8 protein-coding genes and 1 pseudogene are annotated in these 8,930 nt (G+C 43.1%); 2 read left to right on the forward strand and 7 right to left on the reverse strand.

The window, feature by feature from the left end:
* Nucleotides 1-87: 87 nt before the first annotated feature.
* From tssR to JCM15548_RS14210, 7 genes and pseudogenes are all read right to left on the reverse strand, one after another.
* Nucleotides 88-2,505, reverse strand: coding sequence for a type VI secretion system protein TssR domain-containing protein (tssR, locus tag JCM15548_RS14180; RefSeq protein ID WP_062126711.1), 2,418 nt, complete (start codon nucleotides 2,503-2,505; stop codon nucleotides 88-90).
* Nucleotides 2,492-3,409, reverse strand: coding sequence for a PKD domain-containing protein (locus JCM15548_RS14185; RefSeq protein WP_062126713.1), 918 nt, complete (start codon nucleotides 3,407-3,409; stop codon nucleotides 2,492-2,494). The genes tssR and JCM15548_RS14185 overlap by 14 nt, the downstream gene beginning before the upstream one ends.
* Nucleotides 3,410-3,525: 116 nt before the next feature.
* A pseudogene (locus tag JCM15548_RS26385) lies at nucleotides 3,526-4,028 on the reverse strand (type VI secretion system transmembrane protein TssO).
* Between the two features lie 11 nt (nucleotides 4,029-4,039).
* Entirely contained in the window at nucleotides 4,040-4,552 is a 513-nt protein-coding gene (gene tssO, locus JCM15548_RS14195) for a type VI secretion system TssO (RefSeq protein WP_062126720.1), read from the reverse strand.
* Entirely contained in the window at nucleotides 4,542-5,522 is a 981-nt protein-coding gene (locus tag JCM15548_RS14200) for a type VI secretion system baseplate subunit TssG (RefSeq protein ID WP_062126722.1), read from the reverse strand. Before JCM15548_RS14200 ends, tssO begins: the two co-directional genes overlap by 11 nt.
* A 120-nt stretch (nucleotides 5,523-5,642) precedes the next feature.
* The gene (locus JCM15548_RS14205; RefSeq protein ID WP_227625849.1) at nucleotides 5,643-6,668 is read right to left on the reverse strand and encodes a hypothetical protein; all 1,026 of its coding nucleotides are present in this window, start codon (nucleotides 6,666-6,668) and stop codon (nucleotides 5,643-5,645) included.
* 30 nt (nucleotides 6,669-6,698) lie between these two features.
* Nucleotides 6,699-7,550, reverse strand: coding sequence for a TssN family type VI secretion system protein (locus JCM15548_RS14210; RefSeq protein ID WP_062126726.1), 852 nt, complete (start codon nucleotides 7,548-7,550; stop codon nucleotides 6,699-6,701).
* Nucleotides 7,551-8,011: 461 nt separating this feature from the next.
* Here JCM15548_RS14210 and JCM15548_RS25700 point away from each other — a divergent pair, with 461 nt between their 5' ends.
* Nucleotides 8,012-8,275, forward strand: a complete 264-nt coding sequence (locus JCM15548_RS25700) for a ketopantoate reductase family protein (RefSeq protein ID WP_262487076.1) — start codon at nucleotides 8,012-8,014, stop codon at nucleotides 8,273-8,275.
* A gap of 8 nt (nucleotides 8,276-8,283) precedes the next feature.
* A partial coding sequence (locus tag JCM15548_RS14215) for a ketopantoate reductase family protein (protein ID WP_262487077.1) occupies nucleotides 8,284-8,930 on the forward strand: 647 nt, incomplete at its 3' end.

The following is an 8,930-nucleotide window of genomic DNA, read 5'->3' on the forward strand; positions in this document are numbered from 1 at the left end:
CAAAAACAATGGGCGGTCTGTTATAGACCGCCCATTGTTTTTGGTTGCGTCCGGCAAAGGCATGAATCGACCGGGAAGACAGGTGGTTTAGGGCAGATGTATGCTGTTTATCCAGAAGTATTCCTGCTCCAATGAAATGAATTTGTTTTTATCGGAGATGCTGTTTTCGATATCGTTTTTCTTGACATTGAAATATTCCAGAAGCAGCTCCAGACGCGCGTCGGATATTTTCTTTTTTTTCGACAAGCTCTTGATGGTTACCGGATTGGAGGTGTCAAACACGTTGGGTGAATGGGTGATGGTATTGAGTGCTTGCTTAAGGGTGTATTTTTTGAGCACCCGCTTCTTTTTTTGTTCGTAGCTGTTTTGCCGCAACTCTGTCAGTAGTATTTCTTGTATCTCTTTTCGAATCTTTTTTGTGGAGCGGTATTTCCATTTTATATCAGTCCCGGTTTCTTCATCGTATCCTCTGCTATCGGTTAGAATGGCGCAATCACAACTCTCGGGTTCAGTGCTTTTGGTTTTTTTAGTCCTAAAGAATAGGGGGCGCTTTTCTTTCTTCTCCACTTTAAAGGCGGTTAACTTCTCCATGAAGGAGATGAGATTGTCAAATTCCACGCCAGATACCAGTAAGTGGTATGGCAGATCGGTCAGACTTGTTTCAACTTGTTCGGTCTTGAACCAACCTGGCAAGGTTTCAAAATGCTCTTTGAAGACATGCAGGTTGTTGTTTTCAGGATAGAATTGAAACGTCTTTACCAGAAGCGAATCGTATTTATCGCGGTGGCTGCCAAATGTGTTGAAAGCTGCGTGCAGGTTGTTGATCAGACCAAGGTTATCTGCTTTAATCTGAAGCAGGAAGGTATCAATGGAGGATGTGATGACTTCCAGTGCCAGCCGCTCTTCCTTTTCAGGGAATACGATGCCGCCCTGTGTCATGCTTCTATCCGGAAAATTCAACATGTATGCATTTTTTCCGTCTTCCTTAAAAGCATTTTCCTCCCGTAATTGGTTGGGGAAAAGAATGATGGATTTTTTCTTTTCTGACAGGTTATTCGCGTAGCCCTCGATGATCTGAGAAATTTGCAATACAAAGTTGTTGTAGAAATTAGGGCTTCCTGAATACATCTGGAGTCCCAGGAGCCGACAGTTGGTGGCCGACAGCCGCTGTTTTATTTCCGCATCGGGCCATTCCAGATGATTGCCCGTTTCCCCAAGTAGGAGAATGATGTTCGTGGCCTCAGTTTCGTTCCTTAGAAGGTTCGTGGCTTCTTTTAGTCCCTTCCATGCATGCTCGCTGGACAAGGGTGTGTAGGCTTCCATGTTGGCCGACCTGTCGATGAGTGTTTCCAAAACCCTTGGAAATTCATGATGAAGAGGCGCTGAATGGACCACCGGAACCGTATCGTTTTTTGTCATGGATATCACGGAACCAAATTGATAGTTGAAGCGACGCTCGTTTTCTTCAAAAGTGGTCTGCATATTTTGAACGGCATTTACCAGGGTTGGGAATTGGTCATATGTGACTTCTCCTGCTTCTATAACAAACACAATGTTCAGACGTTTCAGATTGGCCTCAATGGTTTGACTTTGGTTGTAAGTTATGGCCTTTCCGTTGACGTTGAAAACATAATTATCGCTTTTATCGACCAAGGGGGCGAGCAGGCCAGATTCAATCACTTTTTTCCCTTCCACAGAGTTTCGGTCATAAACCGGGTTGAATTGGAGGGCAGGGGGTTTTACATAGTTTAAATCGTCACGCTTTTCGTTTTTTAGAACGGCTGTCATGTCCCAGAACAATTGTTGACCAATGCTCTGAATTAATTTTTTGCTCACCCAACCCAAAACGTCTGTTTCTGCGTCCTCTGGCGTTAGTTCTGACCTGCGGGCGATTAAGACCCGCTTTTGGTCGTCCGAATATTTCAGCAGATAAACCACTTCATGCAAGGCCACCAGGCGACCCTCCAATCGCAAATGGGGATCCTTATACAGCTTCACCGAATCACCTGAAAAAAAGTTCGCAGGATGTTGAAGTGTGGTGGTATCGGTTAAGGTGATCAGCTGTTTGTTGGCAAGATTGTTCGCCATGTTGGTTGAACCTTTGGGACTTAAAATTAATCTGGATTTGTGAATCCAGCCATAATACTCCGCAGCCTTGTGGTCTGTTAATTGGTCGTCTTTAGTGATTTCCGGATCGTATTTGATGATCTGCAGGAAGTCGCCTTTTTGTCCGATGACCAGAAAAGGCTCCAGAAATCCAATTTCGCTTTGTTTGTGCCTACTGCCCGGTTTGCGATAACTCACATTATTTTCCCGGTCAGAATAGACCACCCATGCTGCATTGTTCAATATGGATTTGGGTGCTTTAATGTCTGTGGCACAATAGTTCATGGAATAGGCGCGCGGCGTTTTCTCCAGAGTGGTCAGTCTGTTTACCGGACCACACGCGCAAAAGGTGACAATGGCCACCAATATATAGATTAGGAAGGTTTTATTGTATTTCATGGGGAGCCTCGTTTTTATTTCCTTTGAAACGGTCGTTTTGCATGACATATATAACAGACAGGCAGGAGGTGTTTTCATCTGCATTGGTATCCACCACTACATTTTCGATGGCTGTTTTATTGGCTTGGCCAGTTATTCTGAGTCCCTGACAGTAGGAGTAGAAATCATTGAATTTGTTGTTGTTGACAATGATCATCGTGTTAGGATCATTGCACAGATAGCGGGATAATACATAGTTGTAATTGTTGTTGAAGGGCTTTCCGTCTGCCAATGCCTGAAGTCTGTTTTTAATATCGATGCCTATCAGTGTTAAAACATCGCTCGAATCATTGTCGTTATAACGGGAGACTATTTCAATCTGATGCCGGATGGGGTAATGGTTTTTATCTGTTGTCAGCAAAACCTCATAACTCCCGGGTTCAGTATAAGCATAAATGGGGTCTTTTTCTCTGGAGTCGATGAGACCCGTTTCGCCAAACTCCCATCGGTAAAGATTGGCCGCACCCTCCGATTTGAATACAATGTATTCGTCTTGTATGGCCATTGTTGGCGCAAGTACTGTTATTTTCCGGTCGTCCGCACTTTCATTTTTTTTAGTTACGTTGACCACAAAGTATTTTTCATGTTTTTGGTCAACGGTGAGCTTAATTCGGTATTTTCCGGGTTGATTAAAGGCGTATTCTCCTTGTTGAACTTGGTATTGATCGTCATTTCCAAATTCCCACTTCCAGTGGCTGGCTCCGCGGGTGCTATCTTTGAAAATAAAGGGTTCGTTAACCAGGAGCTCTGTGTCGGAAAGGCTGGCCTTTATGGCTCTCTCATGGGAGCAAGATCGAATAAACAGGACATATACCAACAAGTAAGTCAGTAGGGATAGGATGAGGATGTGGATGTATTTTGACATGTTGTTAGGTTGTTAGGTTAATAGGTCGATAGGTCGATAGGTTAAGAGGTCGATAGGGCTGATAGGGGTGATAGGGTTGATGGGGTTGTTTGGGTTCATGGGTTGTTAGGGTTTGTTTAGTGTCGTATTTTATTGAGTTCTTCATTTTTTTGTTCGAGGCCAATTTCGCAGGCTTCGAGGTTTTGTCTGAAATTGTTGATGTTCTGACCAATGGTCCATGTTTTTTTCTTGTCTGTCAACAACAATTCATAAAGATCAGACACATGCAAAAAGGCCTTATACCTGTTGTCCCAAATATTGTCGGCATACCTGATTTTGATGTCGTTGATTAAAAACTTGATATCGTTTTCTTCGTAACTGGCATTAATGCTGGATTGTAGCGGACTATCTTTGTGAATACTGAGTCACAAATGGCAGCCTGACGGGTTTGGATGTCCTGAAACTGATGTATGCGTTCCATCTTTTTTATGATCAGGGCTTTTTCGGGAATGGTCAACAATTCCTGATGGTGTCTGAAAAGGAAGAACAGACTTAGGCCACACGCCACCATGAAAAGGAGTGACACATATATAAAGCCAATGACGCGTTCGCGCTTATTGATGTGTTTTATTTGTTCCATAGCTATTTGTTTTACGGGTGTTCAAGTCCGGATGTGGCGGAACCAATCGATAGTTGGCGGGCTGCCACTTTATTATTGTTGATGCATTGTATCAAATCTTCTCTTACTAACTGCTCCTCCACGGTTAAAAGCCGTATCGAGTCTTTGGCGTTTAAAAAGGTGTTGAATTGCATGGCCAGCATTTTATATACGCGGGTGTCTCTTTCGGGCATTTTCTCCAGGTGATGGATCAAGTTCATTTTTTTATTACTGATCATATTCTGTAAGAGCACATCGTTGATGCGTTCGTTGGTGTTGAGCAATTGTATCAAATGGACCAGTGTGTCAACTTTTGCCGTTGTTTCAAGTTGGAGACTGTAAATTTGGTCATACTCCAGGTTTTTTTTCTCGATTTCACTGAGCTCTATGGCGGAGGTCTGGACAAAGCAATAGAACATGGTGATGGCCAATATGACCGTTACAATGAGTGTTAGGGAAAACTTCAGCCAGGCTGCAGTTACCTCTTTTTTGTTTTTAGCTTGCATGGATTCGGGTTTTAGGGGTTGTATGAAGCCAGGTGTTGATACCCAGAAAGACTTTTCTTTCGGCTTTGTCAGCCATTAAAGAAAAGTGACTGGCCTCAGGTGATGAAACCAGTTGGATGAGCCGTTCCTTATTCGCAGGAAGCAAATTGTCCAGAATCAATTCCAGTACATTATGACTGTGATGACCAACCATGAAGCCCTCCATGTTTTTGGTTGCTATTGGTCCGACCCTTACCTTCAGCGTTCTGGTTGCCTTCCTATGATCTCCCTTCGCTATCAGGTTGCGGCCTAACCGGGCCTCTCCCAGGTTTGGTAGTGAGAGGGGGAAGGTTGCCATTTTTGTTGGTGTGTCTGAACTGATTTGAACGGGAACATCCAATATCAGAGATAGCGCTTGAGCCACCTCAATTTTGCTCAGTCTGATTTTTGATACCAAAGGAATCATTTTCATAAACAGTACCGCCTTTGATAGTTCCATCTGTTTCAGGATGGGCCAGAAACTATCATAGATGTTGATGTATAGGTGGTGGCTGTTCTTCTTATCATATTGAAACTCTCTGGTCTGGGTCAGAATCCGGACGATGTCCGTTTCTGTTTCAAACAATCTGAAAAAGTCCCTGATAAAAAATTCGTCCGCCCTGTGCCGGTTCATATCCGCCAATACCGATTCCTTTGATCTTTCTCCATGGGCATGGGATGATTGATGAAATAAGCCTTCCGGCAAATGGTCATAAAGGCTTTTGCGGTTGGTGTGCAGTACAAAGGAGGTGTTTGTGTTTTTATACCTGCCATGGTGCACTTCAGCGATGTCTTTGGATACACCTCTTTTTCCGGCGCCTTTGCGGACAATCAATAGTTTATCTGCCGAATGGCCTAGTTCAACCATCAGACCGGCAATTACTTCTGCCTTGTAATCGGTCTCACAAGTATTTATATGCTGCCTGTGATTTGTGTCGTTTTTTAGTTTCATATCGGTTGTGCTAATCGAAAATGCTATAATCGCTGCCCTTTTTGGAGATGGGTGCTTCAAATTGAGATCTCTCAGAAACCACAATGCTCTCCTTGTGTTGCCCGATGTATTCGAGTTGATTCAGTTTTTTCCATAAACCCGAGAGGAACTCAGCAGGATATCGATTTCCAGCATGGTGGCACGGATATTCCCATGTTCGTACAATATTTCCATCGATTTGGCCAATAGATCCTCAAATGACCCGGGTGTGACATCGCTCCATTCATAGAAATAATTAAGCAACTCTTCCTTTTCGGGACCGCTTAGGGTGTTAATGCTGATGAAAATGGTATGGGCCAGGGAAGAAACATAATTGACCGTTTGGATGGGAGCCTGGTATAAGGCCAGATTACGGTAATTGAAATAGATGCCTGCTAAATAGCGCAGGACATCGTTGCAGATGTACTTAATGTTTTCAGCCAGTTTAGTTTCATTGGATCGGCTGTATATTTTGGCAATGATGGATTTTGAATTTCTTTCAATGTCAATTAATTGATGGCCAAATTTGTTGTGATAGTCAATTAGTTCGAAATGACTGTTCATGGATGTGCAGGGCGGGATAAAATTGCCGTCGACCTCGTATTGGTCTGATTTTTTCCGCACCCGTCCAATGATTAAATGGTGTTGCCCAAACTCGATGGTGTCTAATTCGCCTGAGGGTACCACCACTAAAGAGAAAGCCTTTTCAGCATCCGGATGCCTGGGAGGTGTTTCATTGACATTCGGCACTCCGGTTGGCACTCTTTTAAAGGGATCTACTGCCAGGATGATGTCCCAGAGTTTAATTTCCTTGTCTCTGCCTTTGACTTTGTCTTTCTGGGGATCATGGGTTTCAACCAGAAAGTTCTCTGCGCCGGGATGGTAGTTGATGCGAATACCCGATTGGGTGATGGCATTGCAATGCAAAAGCCTTATTTCAATATGTCCTGTTGGATGTTCACTGATACGTATGCCATCTGTTTGCTGTAAATTGGCTGGTGCAGGTAAAAGGCCAAAATTGTGTTTGTTCAAATGTTGGTGCACGGTTTCCCTGATGGCATTGAGAAAATAATCTTCTGTTTGCATAAAGTGATGAGCTGATACATTCATGCAGTCTTGCCAATTCACCAGTTTCGTTTTTGCGGCTTCTTTCATAACTTATTGGGCTTGAGTGGAGTTTTGTTTTTTTACACGTTTCGCTATAATGGTATTTCGTTCTTTTATTTTGTTGGATTGAAATGTTCTATCGCAGTCGATGTACTTTCTGGGCCTCAAAATGGAAGGTTTGAAGTAGAAGATCCATCCTAAGTCGTCATTATCAGAATAATGTTTGATGGGCGAGAGGGGCGATTTAATATTATAGTCGGTGATCAAACGCTTGAACCAAATACCAAAAGGCATTTGGTCGGGTGCTTTGGCTTTTATTCTGGCGGGGTAAGTGTCGCCTTTCCTTTTCATTAATTCAACCTCTAATACAATCAGCGAATGATAATCGATGTCTAATCCGTCCAGGTCATCTTCTTTGCTTTTGTAGTACCAGATTTTGAACACCTCGGCCGGGATGGTTACAAATAAAGCATGTGTTTTGGAATAAAGGGAAGGAAAGATAAAAGCCAACAAACTGCTTCCTGCCCATACTCCGTATTGAAGTTCGTTGGTGAGGTTAAATATCAGGACAAACAGGCAGTAAGCGGGCAGGAGGATCAGCAGGAAAAGAAAAATATCTTTGCCGTAGTGTTGTTTATCGTTAAAAAGATTATGGATGACGGTGATATTAATATAGCCCAATATTCCGGCGTACAGAGCAATCAGAAGGTAGGCGTGAGGCATGAAGTTGACATGAAGGAAGCCCGACAGAGCCGGGGCTGTCATCAGAAGTAGGGCCACCAATATATACAACAACAGCTTTTTCCTGTTGGAAATTTTAATTTTTTTGGCAATGAAGACCCCTGAAATCAGGAGTATTAATCCAACTATTGGCCATAATAAATAAAATGTTAACAAAGACATGGTTTTTTGGGTTAAGGTTGTCTGCTTGCAAAATAATGAATTTCAAATTTGAATTTCTATATCAAAGAGGACTCTTTTTTGGTATAGGAAACAAGTCGAGAGATGATTTGTGTGTTATAAATAATTATTAATGCTCTCTTGGTAAGGTGTATAATGATTGTTTGTCTCAAGGGAAAAAGGGAGGAAAGATATCGCGTTTCGACATTTTTTCTTTAGTCCGTACAATACTAAGGCGGTTTTCATAACGTTGGGTTTGGGTTACAATACTGGTTTGACAACAGGTTTTAAGTTGGACTTCTCCAACCAATAAACCCGTTCTTATTGAAAATAATAGTTTGACGGGTCAAATATATAAAATTGACATTATAAAAAAAATAAAAATCAACCGTTTTTTCGGTAAGGCATTATACATGGCATTAATTAGGGACAAAAACCGTAAATTAGCGGGTAAAAAATAAATTATGCGAATTACAATTATTGGAACAGGTGGTGTAGGCGGATATTTTGGGGCGCGGATGGCGCAAGCTGGAAATGATGTGACTTTTATTGCCAGGGGAAAGCACCTGGAAGCTATGAATAGTCAAGGTTTACAAGTGAAAAGCATCAATGGCGACTTTCATCTGGACAAGGTGAAGGCCACGAGTGATATTGAAAAAAGTGGGCGGGCCGATCTGGTTGTTTTGGCTGTTAAGGCCTGGCAATTGCGGGAGGTGGGCCATTGTTGAAGTCAATTGTGGACAAGGACACCTTGGTTCTTCCCTTGCAGAATGGTGTTCTGGCCAGTGACGAATTGAAGGCTTTTGTCCCTGCCGAAAATGTGCTGAGCGGCTTGTGCCGCATTATTAGCTATATTGAGGCGCCGGGGGTTATCAGTCATGTGGCTGTGGAGCCCACCATTGTTTTTGGCTTGCCGGATAACTCACAAAGGGAGCGCTTACTTCCGCTTCAGGAACTTTTTACCTCCTCCAACATAAAATCTAAGTTGGCCGATGATATTGAATCGGAATTGTGGAAGAAGTATATTTCTATTTGTGTCAGTGCCCTGCTGGCAGTGACCCGTGCTACTTATGGGGAAGTGCGTGAGTGCGAAGAAACCCGTAGCATGATGCATCGGCTTTTTGATGAGGTGGCCGATGTGGGCCGTGCCTTAGGGGTGAATATTGAAGCGGATTTTGTGACTAAGACCATGGGTTTTATTGATACTTTCCCCTATGATTCCACTTCGTCGCTCACACGCGATATATGGGAGGGAAAGCCCTCTGAACTGGAGTATCAAAACGGTACGGTGGTGCGGCTGGCTGAAAAGGCCGGGGTGGATGTGCCGGTGAACCGCTTCATTTATCATTCGCTTTTGTTGATGGAGAAACGGGCGAGGAAGAT

Origin of the sequence: Geofilum rubicundum JCM 15548 (assembly GCF_000974365.1) — a bacterium.
Lineage (GTDB): Bacteria > Bacteroidota > Bacteroidia > Bacteroidales > Marinilabiliaceae > Geofilum > Geofilum rubicundum.